The organism is Flavobacterium soli DSM 19725 (genome assembly GCF_000422705.1).
Taxonomy (GTDB): domain Bacteria; phylum Bacteroidota; class Bacteroidia; order Flavobacteriales; family Flavobacteriaceae; genus Flavobacterium; species Flavobacterium soli.
In genome coordinates this window covers 519,701-535,595 of sequence record NZ_AUGO01000001.1, presented here as the reverse complement: position 1 = coordinate 535,595, position 15,895 = coordinate 519,701, and the positions used below count along the sequence as shown (strand labels likewise).

Annotated in this window: 15 protein-coding genes and 1 pseudogene; 12 read left to right on the top strand and 4 right to left on the bottom strand. The window is 35.2% G+C overall.

The genetic code is table 11. The annotated features are described in order from the left end of the window. The first annotated feature begins 60 nt into the window (after positions 1 to 60). From G508_RS0102475 to G508_RS0102420, 11 genes and pseudogenes are all read left to right on the top strand, one after another. A complete protein-coding gene (locus G508_RS0102475; RefSeq protein ID WP_026703839.1) occupies positions 61 to 2,217 on the top strand; it encodes a hypothetical protein in 2,157 nt (718 codons plus the stop codon). Between the two features lie 3 nt (positions 2,218 to 2,220). After that, the gene (locus G508_RS0102470; RefSeq protein WP_026703838.1) at positions 2,221 to 2,664 is read left to right on the top strand and encodes a hypothetical protein; all 444 of its coding nucleotides are present in this window, start codon (positions 2,221 to 2,223) and stop codon (positions 2,662 to 2,664) included. Between the two features lie 150 nt (positions 2,665 to 2,814). Beyond that, positions 2,815 to 3,006, top strand: a pseudogene (locus tag G508_RS20570) (deaminase domain-containing protein); the annotation flags it as partial. A gap of 17 nt (positions 3,007 to 3,023) precedes the next feature. Then, complete coding sequence (locus G508_RS0102460) at positions 3,024 to 3,539, top strand: SMI1/KNR4 family protein (RefSeq protein WP_026703837.1); 516 nt, start codon at positions 3,024 to 3,026, stop codon at positions 3,537 to 3,539. Between the two features lie 233 nt (positions 3,540 to 3,772). Next, a complete protein-coding gene (locus tag G508_RS0102455) occupies positions 3,773 to 4,501 on the top strand; it encodes a hypothetical protein (RefSeq protein ID WP_035693836.1) in 729 nt (242 codons plus the stop codon). A gap of 402 nt (positions 4,502 to 4,903) precedes the next feature. Further along, a complete protein-coding gene (locus tag G508_RS0102445; protein ID WP_026703834.1) occupies positions 4,904 to 5,380 on the top strand; it encodes a M15 family metallopeptidase in 477 nt (158 codons plus the stop codon). A 125-nt stretch (positions 5,381 to 5,505) separates the two neighbouring features. Further along, positions 5,506 to 6,543 (top strand): patatin-like phospholipase family protein, encoded by a 1,038-nt coding sequence (locus G508_RS0102440; RefSeq protein WP_026703833.1) that lies wholly within the window; start codon positions 5,506 to 5,508, stop codon positions 6,541 to 6,543. A gap of 175 nt (positions 6,544 to 6,718) precedes the next feature. Further along, positions 6,719 to 7,906, top strand: coding sequence for a phosphoglycerate kinase (locus tag G508_RS0102435; protein WP_026703832.1), 1,188 nt, complete (start codon positions 6,719 to 6,721; stop codon positions 7,904 to 7,906). A 218-nt stretch (positions 7,907 to 8,124) separates the two neighbouring features. Beyond that, on the top strand, positions 8,125 to 10,101 hold the full coding sequence (locus G508_RS0102430; RefSeq protein ID WP_026703831.1) for a LysM peptidoglycan-binding domain-containing protein: 1,977 nt from the start codon (positions 8,125 to 8,127) through the stop codon (positions 10,099 to 10,101). A gap of 123 nt (positions 10,102 to 10,224) precedes the next feature. Then, positions 10,225 to 11,241 (top strand): DUF4837 family protein, encoded by a 1,017-nt coding sequence (locus G508_RS0102425; protein WP_245569833.1) that lies wholly within the window; start codon positions 10,225 to 10,227, stop codon positions 11,239 to 11,241. A 2-nt stretch (positions 11,242 to 11,243) separates the two neighbouring features. Continuing rightward, on the top strand, positions 11,244 to 11,690 hold the full coding sequence (locus G508_RS0102420; protein WP_026703829.1) for a GNAT family N-acetyltransferase: 447 nt from the start codon (positions 11,244 to 11,246) through the stop codon (positions 11,688 to 11,690). Here G508_RS0102420 and G508_RS0102415 read toward each other — a convergent pair. From G508_RS0102415 to rnpA, 3 genes are all read right to left on the bottom strand, one after another. Beyond that, a complete protein-coding gene (locus G508_RS0102415; protein WP_026703828.1) occupies positions 11,687 to 12,502 on the bottom strand; it encodes an OmpA family protein in 816 nt (271 codons plus the stop codon). The genes G508_RS0102420 and G508_RS0102415 overlap by 4 nt on opposite strands. Beyond that, the gene (locus tag G508_RS0102410) at positions 12,502 to 14,139 is read right to left on the bottom strand and encodes a S41 family peptidase (protein WP_026703827.1); all 1,638 of its coding nucleotides are present in this window, start codon (positions 14,137 to 14,139) and stop codon (positions 12,502 to 12,504) included. Before G508_RS0102410 ends, G508_RS0102415 begins: the two co-directional genes overlap by 1 nt. A 93-nt stretch (positions 14,140 to 14,232) precedes the next feature. Continuing rightward, positions 14,233 to 14,628 (bottom strand): ribonuclease P protein component, encoded by a 396-nt coding sequence (gene rnpA / locus G508_RS0102405; RefSeq protein WP_026703826.1) that lies wholly within the window; start codon positions 14,626 to 14,628, stop codon positions 14,233 to 14,235. A gap of 102 nt (positions 14,629 to 14,730) precedes the next feature. Here rnpA and G508_RS0102400 point away from each other — a divergent pair, with 102 nt between their 5' ends. Then, on the top strand, positions 14,731 to 15,390 hold the full coding sequence (locus G508_RS0102400) for an acyloxyacyl hydrolase (protein ID WP_245569832.1): 660 nt from the start codon (positions 14,731 to 14,733) through the stop codon (positions 15,388 to 15,390). Position 15,391: 1 nt separating this feature from the next. Here G508_RS0102400 and G508_RS0102395 read toward each other — a convergent pair whose 3' ends face one another. Then, the gene (locus tag G508_RS0102395) at positions 15,392 to 15,805 is read right to left on the bottom strand and encodes a hypothetical protein (protein WP_026703824.1); all 414 of its coding nucleotides are present in this window, start codon (positions 15,803 to 15,805) and stop codon (positions 15,392 to 15,394) included. Between the last annotated feature and the right edge of the window lie 90 nt (positions 15,806 to 15,895).

Below are 15,895 nucleotides of genomic sequence, written 5' to 3'. Positions count from 1 at the left end.
ACCCTAGCCAGAGCCTAAAAAACCCTGGCCTAGGTTGCTATTCCCTTTAAACAAAAAAATATGAATAATTATGACCAATACGATCAGGAAACCCAGGCATTGCTTCAGGGGATAAAACCGTTGAGTTTTGAGGAGATTATAGGTAATAAACAGCAAAATAAATTTAGAACAAACGATAGTGTTTTAAGTTCTGATTATTTAAGCGTGTTTGCTAAGCAATATGCTTTTAAAAGTCTCACTTCTAAAGAAATAACCGAAAATTATTTTAACGGAATTAGACCTATTACCAATAATAATACGACCATTATCCAAGAACCTGAAACAAAGGTTGAAATAATCCCTGTCTACAGGGAAAATAATGGCATCAAAGGATTTCAGGAAAATGCAGATAAGCTGCTATATAAGATCTTAGTTTACATTTCAACAAGTAAGGACAAGTTAGAAGATTTATACCTCAAATCAGAAGGTAGAGTCAATGACAACGAAATTCTTTTATTTTTAGAAGACAACACCAATGATTTCAGTGAGCAATACCTCTTTGCAAGGTTTGGAAAATCGATAAAAAAAGACGATTTATTAACTGCCGAAGGACTTGCAGGATTAACCAGTTTAGTTCCCGATTTTAGCTTGGATATGCTAAAAGAGCTTATTAGAACTGGGCAAGTAAAATCTAAAAACACCATTACAGTCTCTGTAGCAAAAGGATTGCTGTATCTTATTTCCCTTATAGGGCTTCCTGCAAAGGCTATTGGCTGGCTGTGCAATGAAGTAGGCGAAGCAATAAGCAAATACCTGAGTGTGCCCGAAACCGTTTGGGATTCGAAAGGAGAAGACTATTTTTTGAATAAAGAAAATGTATTGAAAGAACTACAAATCAACACATCCTTTATTAACACATTATCGAACTCCCTAAAAAGCCAAGACCAATTAAGTTGGTTTAATAGTTTTCAATCGCAAGAAAAAACAGCCCAGTTAATTGCTAGGCCAATAAATGCTTTGCAAGAGTTTACCATTGCCTACAATAATGAAATACAAACAATCATTAACTCGTTTTACGATAACAACAGCAAAGACACTCAAATCGATACACTCGCATTAAGCGAACAAATAGCTTTCCTGTGTGGAATTTGGAACGGTCTAGTCGATTTTATTGCAGGAATTTTCAAGTTCTTAGGAATGTTGCTTTCTGCTCAATACGATATTGCTACAAACCTCAACGACATCCTGGAAACTATTGATGACTTGTGGGATAACATAAAAAAAATTAAATTTACTGACGTTCTTATCGCTGCTGTTACTACCTATTTTCAAATACTGGCCGAAATCAACAAGTTTTTCACTTCAAAAAACCCAAGTGAACAATACAATTTCGACAGGATTGCCTACTTTGCTGGTTTTGGACTTGCCTTTATTGCAACACTTTTCATTCCAATTGCTGATATTACTAAAGTTTCAGGCATCACCAATGTCAGCAAACTCATTCCCGAAGAATTCCTAACAAGCCTTTCCCAAATAAAAGGAAAAGCCATCAACGGAACCAAGCCTTTACTCGCTTTAGCTAGAGAAATGAGCGAGGTTCTTTCTAAAGGAACAGATGAAATAATGGCTTTTTTTCAAAGAATAAAGAAAGCTATTGTGGAGTGGTTTAAGAAGAATAAAGAATTATTAATATCAGTTTACAACAGAGCTGTATTAGAAGGCTGGAAGTCTTTAGCAAAATTTTTCAAAACAGAAAAAATAATTAAAGCTACCAATGGTACAGAAATCCTCTGTTTTAGCTTTAATAAGGCCTTAGTCCCCGTCGATAAAATATTGATGTATGCAAGAGGAAAAGTAATTGATGCCGACAATTTAGTAACTCTACAGAAAGAATTAGCAGACTTAAAAAACCTTCGTCAAACAGCCAGAAAAGTCTTTGAAAAAACCCCTCTAAATGCTGACAAAATAAAGTTGTTAGATAAAAGAATTGAAAATATCTTAAAATCATTAAATAATAAAAAAGGTCTCGAGAAAGCAGGTTTTATTGACGACATTCATGGAAATAAAAATGTTTTCGATTATGTTTTAGCTGTAGCCAATAAAAATGTTTCGAAAATTAAACAAGGAGAATGGTTTGTTACAACAATCAAAGGTCCAAAAGGAAAAGCAACAATAATGACCCAATGGCAGAAGTTAGATAATGGAAAATTATACCTAAAAACAATTAAAATATTTTAAAAAATGAAAGAAGATTATAGTAATTATACAGATGAGAATTTAATCAAAATTATGAATGAAGGTTTGGATTTGGATGAAGAAATGTTTTTTGTACTATTAGAAATAGGGAAAAGAAATCATCCAAAAACAAAAGAGCTTTGTTTGGAAGCTTTGAATAGAGATTTAGGATTTGATGAGTATTTTGTTTCATCAGCATTAAGCACTTTATATTTTTATGACGAAGACGCAGCATTAGATTATGCAAAACAGAATTATAAGAAGTTTCATGTCCATTCTCTAGGCAGTATAGTTTCTTTGCTATCGATGGATTCGGGCGAAGAGATTCAAACTTTAAAGAAAAGAGAGTTTATTAAAATTATGAAAGACCATTTAAAAACTTTAAAAAAGAAAGATATTGAAGAAATTTTTGATTATGATAACTTTATGAAAGTGTATAAAAATGTTTAACCTCTAATATCCCTCTAGGCGAGCATCTTGCTCGTGTCAACAACTAACTTATCAAACCCGTTTCCATAAGAAATGGGTTTTTGTTTATATTTGAAAAAGGCGGTAAATTAGAGGCTATAAAAATTAGAATATAAGGGACCTTTAAATAGGCAATACGATTCTGAGCAAAAACAAATAGAATATCTTTATCAAATGTTTAAACATGATAAAACAATAACAGGTAAAATTGAAATTGTTTCAGATTTGAAAATATGCAGAAATTGTGATGATATAATAACTAGATTTCAAAATGATTTTCCAAATATCGAAGTGACAAAAGTGTGGGTAAAAAGTAAGTTGTAAATTTTAATATATTAATAATGAAATATTTAAACAAAATAGTCAATAGACTCAATTCTAATAAAGTTACGCTAGAGAATTGTAATTTAAATGAAATAAAATCATTGGAAGCTAAAATTAACAAAGGCTTGCCAATTTGTTATAAGGAATTCTTAGAATCTATGGGGAAAGATACGGATGCCACAAATGTAAAATCTGGCTTGTATGATTATACAGGTTTCGAGGGAGAATCTATTTTTTACGACAATGTTTACGGCGATTATACCAATAAAGATGGCTTAATAGAACAATTAGAAGAGGATGGAAAAGATGATTTATTACTACAAATTAAAAATGATAATGTGTTTGTTTTTTCTAGCCATCAAGGATATATTTATGCGTTTTTTAAATTGGATGAAGGAGATAATCCCCCTGTTTATGGTTATCATGAAGGACAAGAAAAGGACAATTTCCCTAAGCTTACAGATACATTACTGGAATTTTTCGAAAAATATTTAGAATACGGAAAAGACCCATATGATGCTTTAGATGAGTAATTCCCGACCCAGACCGCACGGATATTCACAACAGTTAGCGCGGATTTGCAATCCGTGCACACAAACAAAAACCAAAAGCCATGAACATCCATGGCTTTTGTTATTAAAAAAATTTCAAAACCCCAACCAACCAAAAAATATTTTACCTACATTTATCAAACAGTTGTTCCTATTCTGGAATACCCCCTTCTGTATTAGAAATAATAAGTATTATTAACTAAAATAGAACAATCATGGGGAAATCAAATTCCGAAGTAGGGCACGCCAAAAATGCGGCCAATCTTGTAAAACTGCAACAAATAACCGTAGAGATGGGGCCACTCTACCAACCCTCCAACACCAAAATTCAGCCCGCAGCTTTCAACACCTTCACCCTGAAGGTTACAGAAAATACCCAGCAATTTGCCTCATTATTCCAGCCTTATAAAGATGCTGTAGCTACACGCAAAAACACATTCGAACCACTATTCAAGCTCAGCACCAGAGTCCTAAACTCTTTCAAAGCACTGCAACTCCCCGAAAACATCGAGCAAAACCTCATCAACCTTACCAAAAAATTAAAGGGAGAAAGAATAAAACCGCTCAAGGCAGATAAAATGGCAACCGAAGAAACCAATCACATCTCAGTGTCCCAACTCAGCTACGACAACCAGGTTTCAAATTTCGAAAACATCATTGCATTTCTAGCAATACAACCACTATACACCCCAAACGAAACCGAACTCACATTAGTCTCGCTAAAACAATACCTCAACGAGTTAAAAGCGGCCAACAAGCTAGTCTCAACAATGACCGCCAAACTCATTATTATCAGGCACCAAAGAAACAAACTCCTCTACACCGATCCGATCAACGTCATAGACGTTGCAGATGCAGTAAAGGATTATCTCAAATCCATCAAAGAAGCAAAAGACTACTACAAGGCAGCCGTAAAACTCAAGTTCGCAACCATAATACCCTAACCATAAAACAAAACCACAAACCCGACAGCCTAAACACTGTCGGGTTTTTACCAATCCATCAACAAGAACCCTCAAACTCGCAACTTGAAATCTCAAAACTCAAACTTGAAATCCCAAACGCTGAACTATATTTTTCAAAATCAAAACTTTAGCTTTCAAAATTCAAACTCGAAAAACCAAAAGTTAAACTTGAGAATTCAAAATCGTAACTTAAACTTTCAAAATTGAAAATCCAAAATCGTAACTATAATCTTCAAACTCTCAACTTGAACTTTCAAACCAACAACTATAAACTCCAATCTCAAAACGCAATTTTCTTTGTGATAATATTTTCTTCTAATTAATTTTAATATTAGATTTTTTTCTTTTATATTTGTATAATCATTTAATAGCCAACAAATCATGGATGCACCAACAAAACAACGAATAGCAAAACTTCATCCCTCGGTTCGAGAAGAAGTAACCCAAATAATTGCCCAATGCGATCAAGCCCTAACCGGAAAAGCAAAAATCCGAATCACGCAAGGCCTACGAACAAATGCCGAACAAGATAGTATGTATGCCCAAGGACGAACAACCCCTGGCAAAAAGATTACAAATGCCAAAGGCGGACAATCCATACACAACTATGGCTTTGCCGTAGACATTTGTCTTATCATCGAGGGAAAAGCCTCTTGGGAAACAGCAAAAGATTGGGACAACGACCAAATAGCCGATTGGTACGAATGTGTGAAAATTTTCGCACTCCACGGTTGGGAATGGGGAGGCAACTGGAAAACCTTCAAGGACATGCCCCACTTCGAAAAAAGAAACCTCAACAGCTGGAGAAAATTATCAAAGCTAAAAAAAGACAAAAACGGATACGTAATTTTATCCTAATCAATAAAAAGAACAAGAAACACTAACTCGAATTATTTGCAACAACGAACCTACCGTTACGCAATAAAAATAAAGAATAATAATAAACAATGACTCCATTCCCCAAATCTAAACCTAAAAAAGCCATGGCTAAAAAAATCAGAATCCTAAGCCTCGATGGTGGTGGTATTCGAGGCATCATCACCTGTGTCATACTCAAATACATCGAGGAGCAGCTTCAAAAACTAGACCATCCCAATGCAAAAATTGGCGATTACTTTGATCTCGTTGCCGGAACCAGCACCGGAGGAATTCTAACGTCCGTCCTGCTCTTTCCCGATAACGAGAAGAAAGCGAAATACTCAGTAGAAACTGCCCTCGACCTCTATGCAAAACACGGCGAGACCATTTTTAATGTTTCTTTCTGGCAACACATCATCAATCCGTTTGGACTTTTCAGCGAAAAGATTTCACAACATGGCCTAGAAAAACAATTGAACGAAGTATTCAGCAACTTGCAACTGAAAGATTTCATAAAACCGAGCCTCATCACCTCCTATGACATCTTTCATCGCAAGGCAAAATTTTTCACGAGCCACGAAGCACATTCAACCCTCGAGAATTTTTATGTAAAAGATGTTTGTCGCGCTACATCGGCAGCTCCAACCTATTTTGAACCTGCAAAAATAAAATCGCTCTATGGCCAGGAATTTACACTAATTGATGGTGGTGTCTATGCAAACAATCCGGCTTTATGTGCTTACGCAGAAGCCCGAAAGATTGAGTTTTCAAAAGTCCTCAATGATCCCTCAAAGAAAGATTTTCCAAAAATTTCTGATATGGTAATTATATCCGTAGGAACAGGAGAAGTACTGAAACCTTATACTTTCCGGCAATTTGAAAATGCTGGAAAAGTAAAGTGGGTTCAGCCCTTGATTGACATTTTGCTTTCGGCAAACGTCGAAACAACGGATTATCACATCAGGAAAATGTACGAAACTCTAGGTGCTAGAAATGCAAAGAATTACCATCGTTTGATGCCTTCGCTAAAAAATGCTTCCCCGGATATGGATGATGTTTCATCCAAAAATATCTATGAATTAATCCAAGCCGGTTTGGCCTATGTAGATCAACATAGAACCGAACTCAACGAAATTGCCAAGAAACTAATCAAGCATTCTTAAAAACAAAAAACATCCTGATAAAATTCCTTTTCAACAAACAAAACCGACAATCATTACTAAATTATATCGTTTTCGTAAATACAAAATCACTTTTTTGCACTTTCCATAATTTATCAATACCTGAAAAAAGCTATATTTGTTTTTCATAAACTATAAATATTTAAAAGACAATATAATGAAAACACTTCAAGACTTTAATTTCAAGGATAAAAAAGCATTAATTCGTGTAGATTTCAACGTGCCTTTGGACGAAAATTTCAACGTGACAGATGCTACCCGAATCGAAGCTGCAAAACCAACCATCGACAAGATTTTGGCAGCTGGCGGAAGCGTGATCCTAATGTCACACCTTGGAAGACCAAAAGGAAAAGAAGACAAATATTCATTGAAACATATTGTAAAAAAAGCTTCAGAAATTCTAGGGGTTGAAGTGAAATTCGCCGAAGATTGTAAAGGTGAAGTGGCTAAAAATGCTGCTGCTGCATTAAAAGCTGGAGAAGTTTTGCTACTTGAAAACCTTCGTTTCTATAAAGAAGAAGAAGCTGGAGATGTAGATTTTGCAAAAGAATTAGCTTCACTTGGAGACATCTATGTAAACGACGCCTTCGGGACGGCTCATAGGGCTCATGCTTCTACAACCATAATTGCTCAGTTTTTTCCAAATGACAAATGCTTTGGAACTTTATTGGCTACAGAAATTGAGAGCCTGAATAAGGTTTTGAAAGACTCAGAAAAACCAGTTACGGCAGTTCTAGGAGGCTCTAAAGTATCTTCTAAAATCACCGTTATTGAGAATATCTTGGATAAGGTGGATCACATGATCATTGGTGGAGGAATGACATTTACTTTTGTAAAGGCACAAGGTGGTAAAATTGGAGATTCTATTTGTGAGGATGACAAACAAGACCTTGCCCTTGAAATCTTGAGATTGGCAAAGGAAAAAAATGTTCAAATTCATATTCCTGTTGATGTTGTCGCTGCAAATGCATTTTCAAATGATGCCGAAACACAAATTGTTGACGTGGATAAAATTCCTGATGGATCGCAAGGTCTTGATGCGGGTCCTAAATCATTGGAAAACTTCAAAAAAGTGATTTTAGAATCAAAAACAATCCTTTGGAACGGTCCTCTTGGCGTTTTTGAAATGGAAAATTTTGCCAACGGAACCATTGAATTGGGTAATTTTATTGCCGAAGCTACAGAAAAAGGTGCTTTTTCACTCGTTGGTGGAGGAGATTCTGTTTCTGCTGTAAAACAATTCGGTTTGGAGGATAAAATGAGCTACGTTTCCACTGGTGGTGGGGCAATGCTTGAAATGTTAGAAGGAAGGACTTTGCCTGGAATTGCCGCAATTTTAGACTAAACCATCAAAATTAACAATATTTAAAAAAATTTTAAGTTATAACATTATGTGTTTTTGTTATAAGATTGTTATGTTTGCATTAATATGCAATTAATTGAGATATAGTCAATTGAATATTTAGCATATCCATCTTTAGCCCTAAAACTTAAAATAACGCATTATAAATTTTCATTTTTTGGCACGGTTATTCGTCCATTTGAAAACATAAAAACGTAAATATGATTACAAGAAAAAGTATCCTTCCCCTTCTATTGCTGTTCTCTGGAGCAACTTTCGCACAGGACACCACCACGATAGAAGCGAGCCTTGTTCCTGAAATTAAGCTGTCCTATTTAGACTCTATAAAATCAACTTTTGTGCACGATGATATTGCTGCATGTGTTGACAGTTTATGGATGAAAGAGCTTACTGATCAAGACATTTATGCCGATTTATCGACTTTTATTAAAAGTATAGACTTAGATGAGAAGGTAGATTATCCTGAATTATCTACCGAATTATTGAAAGAACGATTGAAAGAAATGGATGCACGATCGCCTTTCAACATCGAATACAATCCCGCATTAGAAAACCTTATCAAATCCTTCCTTAAAAACAGAAAACAAGCTTTTGCCAGACAAATGGCCTTGTCAGAATATTACTTTCCTGTTTTCGAAGAAGCTTTGGCGAGAAAAAACGTGCCTTTGGAAATCAAATATCTTGCTATCGTAGAATCGGCTTTGAATCCTAAAGCAGTTTCCAGAGTTGGTGCAACCGGTCTTTGGCAATTTATGCTGCAAACTGGAAAAGAATACAACTTGAATGTTGATTCTTATGTTGATGAACGAAGCGATATCTTGAAATCAAGTGAGGCTGCTGCTCAATATATGGTAAATATGCACCGAATTTTTGGTGACTGGGAATTGGTTTTAGCGTCTTATAATTCAGGTGCTGGAAACGTAGCAAAAGCTATCAGAAGATCGGGCGGAAAACAAAATTTTTGGAACATTAAAAATTATCTTCCAAGAGAAACCCAAGCGTATGTTCCTGCTTTTTTAGCAACAATGTACGTGTATGAATATCATAAAGAACACGGAATTGTTCCAAATCGAGCAATCGTAAAGCATTTTGAAACCGATACTATCATGATCAAAAAGCAGATGTCTTTCAAGCAAATCTCTGACTTGGTAGATATTCCTGTTTCACAATTGCAGCTCTTGAATCCTTCCTATAAAATGAATGTGATTCCAGTATACTCAAACAAGGCTCATTTCTTGAGATTGCCAAAAGACAAAGTGGGAATTTTTACTTCAAACGAGGAAAAAATCTATGCCTATGTAAAGTATGAAGCTGAAAAAAGAGAGAAGCCATTTGAAAATGCAAGTTGGGCTTCCGCCAAAAAAGATACTCCAGATCGAAACAGCTATTCTACTAAAGCAAAATTTCATACTGTTAGAAGAGGCGAAAGTCTTGGCCTAATATCTAACAAATATGGCGTTTCGGTTGCCGAATTGAAAAAATGGAACAACTTGAGAAGCAACACCATTGGTTATGGAAAAAGACTAAAAATTGTTACTTCGGAAAAAATAAAAGCTCCAGTTGAAGAAAAAGCAATTGAAGAAAAAGACGAAGAAACAGCTGTTGCTTCAACCGAAAGTAAACCTGAAACAACTGAAGCTCCTGAGTTTTATATCGTTAAAAAAGGTGACAATCTAAACACTATCGCTAAGAAATTTGGAGTGACAGTTGCTGAGTTGAAAGAACTCAACAACATGGAAGACACTAATGTGATGTTAGATACAAAACTAAAAATCATCAAAGGAGAAAATGTTGAAGTTGCGGAATTAAAAGAAAATACACCTGCAAAAACATCTAACTTTTATGTGGTTCAAAAAGGAGACAATTTAGGTGCTATTGCAAAAAAACAAGGCGTTACTGTTGCCGATATCCAAGAATGGAATGATTTGAAAGACACAAATGTTCAACTGGGAAGTAAGCTTCTAATCCTAAAAGAAAGTAACAAACAATCGAATAATGAAGTAGTGGCTGTAGCCAAAAAAACAACGAGAAATTCTCACTATTTGGTTCAAAAAGGAGATTCATTGTTTAAGATTGCTCAAAAGTATCCTGGTATATCAGTTTCAGATATTAAAAAATGGAATGGTATTAGTGGTAATGAATTGAAACCAGGAATGAAATTAAAAATCAGCGGATAATATTTAGATCACACTTGTTTTAAAATAAGTACTTTTATCACACAAAATTTTTATTCCTTATATGGTTCTAAATCGTATAAGGAATTTAAATTTTAGATTGAATTCAAATTCAACTTTATCAAAATGATGCTCCAAATTAAAGCCTTTTTTAGACTTTTCAATTTCAGAAAGTTAGGTGCTTTGACGCTTTTTTTTGTGTGCATTAATCTTTTTTCGTGTGATGAAGATAAAAAAGGAAAAATCACTGAATCTACGGGGAAAATTAACTCTCTTTCAATTGTCATCAGCGATCAATTATGGAATGGAGAAGTTGGCGACAGCCTCAGAAAAAAGTTTGCCGCACCTGTTGACGGACTTCCACAAGAAGAACCTCTTTTCACGATTACACAACTTCCAGTAAAAATTCTAGACGGTTATAAAACGATTAGCCGAAACGTAATTATCATCAAAAGAGAAGAACAAAACTATTTCAAGTTTGAAAAGAATGAATTTGCAACACCCCAAAACGTAGTGCATATTTCTGGAAATAATGTGGCTGAAATTATTGCCCATATTGAAAAAAATGGCGACTCGATTGCCGATAAATTCAAGGAAACCGAGATCCTGAAAAACCAAGAAATCATCAATGCTTCTTTGCTTGACGATAAAAAAATACGAGATAAGTTTAAGGTTTCGCTAAAGATTCCGTCTACCTATAATTATGTCATGCAACGAAAAAATTTTATATGGTTGAAGCGAGAAATATTGAGCGGAAACACCAGTATTGTGATGTATAAAGTACCTTTTAAAACCATCCTCAGGAATGATGACATTGTGACAAATATCATCTCGATGCGTGATTCTTTTGGAGGAAAATATATCAAAGGAAAAAAAAGAAATACTAAAATGAGGACAGAAGAATCCTATTCTCCTTATTTTTTCAATACGATTCTAGACCATAAAAGAACCTATGAAACCAAGGGAACTTGGGAACTCAAGGGTGAATTTATGTCGGGGTCATTTATCAATTATGCCATTATGGATCGTGAAAAAAGAGAGTTTATCGTAATCGAGGGATTTTGTTATGCCCCATCAACTGACAAGCGTGATTTGATGCACGAACTCGAAGCTATTATCAAATCAGTCAAATTTATAAAATAAAAATGTCCGTTAAATTCAAAATAAAGCCTTTTAAGGAACTTTCTGCTGAAGAGCTATATCAAATACTCCGCTTGCGAAGTGAAGTGTTTGTGGTAGAGCAAAACTGTGTTTATCAGGATATCGATGGCAAGGATCAGAAAGCTCTTCATGTCACTGGCGAATTTGAAGAAAAAATTGTCGCTTATGCTAGAATTTTTAAAGCTGGAGCCTATTTTGATAATGCTTCCATCGGGAGGGTTATAGTCGATGCCAATTATCGCGACAGGAAATGGGGGCATGATTTGATCAAAGCCTCTATTTCAGGAATCAGCGAGTATTTTGGCGAAAGCCAGATTACGATTTCCGCTCAATTGTATTTGCAGAAATTCTATGAAAGCCATGAATTTGTTGTAGTTGGCGAGACGTATTTGGAAGATGGGATTCCCCATGTTGAGATGTTTAGGTCTTAAACCTTAGTAATCAACAACTCCACTCTCCTATCATATTCAGGGCCTTTTCCTAGCGGAACAGTATTGCCATAACCTTTAAACTTCATTCTTTTTTCAGGCACCTTCTTTAATTTCAAGTATTTAAAAACAGCTTCTGCACGATTATGGGATAACTTTCTTTTTCCTGTATGACGATCGATTGCTTCTTTTTGAAAATTTGGTGTACAGCAAACATGGCCTTGAATTTCGAATTCCACATTTTTATGTTTCAATAAAAGCTTCGCGATTTTATCCAATTCTTTCTTAGATTTAAAAGTTAAAACGCTACTCCCTCGGTCAAAAAGAAGGTTTTCGAGATAGATATGATCGCCTACAATGTTGTCCTTGCTGATGGTATTATAAAATCCCGGAAGCTGAATTTTAGGGAGCGGTTTCAGGTTTAAAACTACATCGACTCTACGGTTTTTAGAACGAACTTCTGGCAGGTTTTCTACAACATCATCATCAATCATGATTCGGCCTTTGCCTTCAATTGTTACTATAACTTTGTTTTTGATGCCTTGTTTTAGAAACTCATCCTTGATTGTATTGGCTCTGTTTTGTGAGAGTTTGAAGTTGTATTCGTCTTTTCCTCGATCATCACAATACCCAAAAATTTCTATGGTTTCAATTCTGGTAGAGTCGGCTTTTTGGATAAAAGCAACCACATCAGCCAATTGTTCGGGTTTTAGGTTGTATTTGTCGAATTCAAAATAAACAGAATGGATGATTTCTTCTTGAGCATTCATTAATCCAAAAAGAAAAAGAGGGAGTATTTTTAAAAAATTAAACATTATTGTGCTACTATTTTGTTGTATTGTGCTGGATTACCTAAGATGGCAGTTGCTTTTTTAATTTCAGAATTGTTCTTGAGGTAATATTGGTATAAACCTTCCTTGTATTGGTATCTCAAAATGATTTCGTCGATGATTAAATTCTTGATTTCGCTTTGAAATTTATCCAATTGTGAAGTTTCACTTTTTTGAAGAGCCGTTAATAATTGCTCATATTCCGCCGTTATAGATTCGTCAATTTTTTCTTTTTTGGCAATTTCTAGTGTCTTTTTTAAAGCCAATTCAGTTTCGGTATCAAATGTAAACTTTTCAGCTTTCAAAAATTGTTTGAATGCTGTATAATCTGCATCCGTTATCGTTGGAATTTTATCGCCTAGATTTGGATTTTTATAATAATAGCTGGTTACATAATTGAAAATCCCATCATTTTTCTGTAAAGATTCGGAGATGGCACTGAGTTTTGTTTCTTCCAGTTCCACATCTGGCAAGATTCCGCCACCATCATAAACGGTTCTTCCTTTTCTGGTTTTGAAAGCCGTATAACTTTTTTCATCGGTGCGAGTTGCTTTTCCGTTTGCATCTTTTTTAGAATAATCCAAAGCTTGAATACATCTGCCGGAAGGCGTGTAATATCTAGAAATAGTAACTTTCACTTGAGTTCCATAGGTCAAATCGATGGGTCTCTGCACCAGTCCTTTACCAAAACTTCTACTCCCTACGATAACGGCACGGTCTAAATCCTGCAAAGCTCCAGCCACAATTTCCGAGGCCGAAGCACTTTTACCATCGACCAAAACAACAAGCGGAATCTCTAAATCAACCGGTTCTCTCGTAGTTTTATAAGTATTATTGTGTTTCTCAATTTTTGATTTTGTAGTAACAATCACTTCATTTTTTGGTACAAATAAATTACAGATGTTTACAGCTTCGTTCAAAAGTCCGCCAGGATTTCCTCTCAAGTCTAGGATAATTCTTTCGGCCCCATCTTTTTTTAGTTTTTCTAAAGCATCCTTGGTTTCGGCGGAAGCCTTCTGGTTGAATTGCGAAAGCACGATATAGCCCGTTTTATCATCTACTTTTCCAAAAAACGGAACCGCTTTTACATCCACTTCTTCCAAAACAAGTTGTGTCGTGTTTACTTTTCCTTGACGTTTGTATTTGATTTCGATCTTGGCGTTTTTGGCACCTTTCAACAATTGGGATGCATCTTCTTTAAAATCCTCAAGATTCACGTCTCCAATCTGGATAATTTCGTCTCCAGCTTTCAATCCCGCTTTGTCTGCAGGATAACCTTTATAGGGTTCTTTGATGATAACTGTGCCTTCTTTTCGGGTAATGATGGCACCAATTCCGGTATATTCTCCGGTGCTATTGATCTTGAATTTCACCACATCTTGCTCGTTGAAATAAATGGTGTATGGATCCAAATCAGCTAGCATGCTCTTGATGGCTTTGTCCATCATTTCGCCAGGATTGGTCTGATCGACATAGTTCATGTTGACCGTTTTGAACAATTCTGTAAAAATTTCTAACTGTTTGGCTATTGCAAAAAAGTCGTCTTTAAAGCTAGCTCCAACGAATAAAAATCCGGCTGCAGCAACGGGAAGAATGTATTTTTTTTTGAAGTAAGTAAGCATATTCGTATATTCTTTTCTTTAATTGTCTGTATAAAAGCCGACTAAAATAACGATAATAAATCAATCTAAATCAAAACGAGTCGTTAAACTCTTTTATTGTCCTCTTTCTTGGTCTAGTTTTTTTATTTCTATCAAAAATTTCTCGAATAACTGAACCGTCTTGGTATTGATTTCTTCATAGGTCAAACGGTCTTTTGTTTGATAGAAAAACATAAAAACATAAGGCTCCGGCAAATTATCCATCAACAAATGCTTGTTCAAGCGATAGGTTTCTCGCAAAACGCGTTTGAAATAATTTCGATCGACGGCTTTTTTAAAATATTTTTTAGAAACCGAAACTCCAATTTTGCTGTTTTTATCAAATTCAGGATCGGCTTTTCGATACACCAATCGCAACGGATATTTTGACACTGATTTCCCTTCGGAAAAAAGTAAATTGATGGCAGTTCTGCTTTTAAGCTTTTCGGATTTTGGATAGGAAAAATTCATGTATATAGTGGACGCTTCTGGGCAAAGTTACAAAAGCTTGGCGTTATTAAGGGTTGAAACTAAAAAGTAGCAGAGAATATTTTGCAAATAACAATACTTTTCTTGAAAAATACTTATTTTTATGGCAACGTTTTTATTCCGAAAGCCTTTATGTGGAAACCTCTTTTTTTGTTTTTTTTTCTATTCAACACTAGCCTGTTTTTTTCTCAAGAAAAAAAGCAAAATTTAGCTTTAGGCTTTAGTTACGGGATTGGTAATGAAATTAAAAACACGGATTATACCTATACTAATCGCTATTTTAAAGGGCAATTTTATTATACTTTCAAGACTACATCAACTTTCCAATTTGAAGTATTGCTTCAACCGGAAATCAATTTTGCCACCCATCAGCTGTTAAATCTTTATTTTGTGACACCGCATGAACCTGATTATGAAGCAAAACGAGAAGCGTTTACAAAATTAAAGGACATTCGCGAATATGTTTTGAATGTAGGTTTAGTAGTTAGAAAACCCATAACCGACCGTTTTAGCCTTTATGCCTTGCTTAGTGTTGGCCCCATGATTACCGATACAGAAACCGAACGATTGTCGAAAGGTTTTGCTTTTTCGGATGTATTTGGGTTGGGTTTTTCTTATAAGACAAATAAATTCACGCTTGACCTTCGTCCGAATATTCGGCATACTTCCAATGCGGGTTTGCAAAACTCCAATGCTGGTTTTAACACCTATAACATTGAAGCCGGAGTGGTGTTTCCGCTTTAGATTAATTCGAATTATAAACGTTGTACACGATTTTTACATCTTCATAGTTGATGTAAAATTGCTTGCGATTGTCCTGATTTTTTCGGGTTACGATCAAAATCGTACATAGATTTCCGTTCAAATCGGCACATTTTAGTGGAATCGTATCATCGTCTTCGGTAACTATTTTTTCGCCATAGGCCAAAATCTTATAATACTGGATTTCCTGCGAATTTACAGTTACTTTGTCGTTTTTTCCATCCAAAGTGATCATGACGGTCGAGTTTTCAAACTTGCTCCATTCGCCCCAATTTCCGTTGTCCTTTTTTTCAACCACACTATAACTGTCGGCCTTAAAACGATATACTTGAGCAGATGTTTCGGTTATCGAAAAACTCAGAAAACACAATACGATTAGGGTTCTTAAAAAGTTCATAGTTTTTTTGTTTATGGTGGCAAAACTACAAATTCTATTCCATAAATTGTGCAATGCGAATTATGACTTCACAATACAAATTTAATCCTT

Coding starts and splice junctions, on each gene's coding strand:
- G508_RS0102475 (WP_026703839.1), top strand. CDS start 61: ATGAATAATTATGACCAATACGATCAGGAAACCCAGGCATTGCTTCAG.
- G508_RS0102470 (WP_026703838.1), top strand. CDS start 2,221: ATGAAAGAAGATTATAGTAATTATACAGATGAGAATTTAATCAAAATT.
- G508_RS0102460 (WP_026703837.1), top strand. CDS start 3,024: ATGAAATATTTAAACAAAATAGTCAATAGACTCAATTCTAATAAAGTT.
- G508_RS0102455 (WP_035693836.1), top strand. CDS start 3,773: ATGGGGAAATCAAATTCCGAAGTAGGGCACGCCAAAAATGCGGCCAAT.
- G508_RS0102445 (WP_026703834.1), top strand. CDS start 4,904: ATGGATGCACCAACAAAACAACGAATAGCAAAACTTCATCCCTCGGTT.
- G508_RS0102440 (WP_026703833.1), top strand. CDS start 5,506: ATGGCTAAAAAAATCAGAATCCTAAGCCTCGATGGTGGTGGTATTCGA.
- G508_RS0102435 (WP_026703832.1), top strand. CDS start 6,719: ATGAAAACACTTCAAGACTTTAATTTCAAGGATAAAAAAGCATTAATT.
- G508_RS0102430 (WP_026703831.1), top strand. CDS start 8,125: ATGATTACAAGAAAAAGTATCCTTCCCCTTCTATTGCTGTTCTCTGGA.
- G508_RS0102425 (WP_245569833.1), top strand. CDS start 10,225: ATGATGCTCCAAATTAAAGCCTTTTTTAGACTTTTCAATTTCAGAAAG.
- G508_RS0102420 (WP_026703829.1), top strand. CDS start 11,244: ATGTCCGTTAAATTCAAAATAAAGCCTTTTAAGGAACTTTCTGCTGAA.
- G508_RS0102415 (WP_026703828.1), bottom strand. CDS start 12,502: ATGTTTAATTTTTTAAAAATACTCCCTCTTTTTCTTTTTGGATTAATG.
- G508_RS0102410 (WP_026703827.1), bottom strand. CDS start 14,139: ATGCTTACTTACTTCAAAAAAAAATACATTCTTCCCGTTGCTGCAGCC.
- rnpA (WP_026703826.1), bottom strand. CDS start 14,628: ATGAATTTTTCCTATCCAAAATCCGAAAAGCTTAAAAGCAGAACTGCC.
- G508_RS0102395 (WP_026703824.1), bottom strand. CDS start 15,805: ATGAACTTTTTAAGAACCCTAATCGTATTGTGTTTTCTGAGTTTTTCG.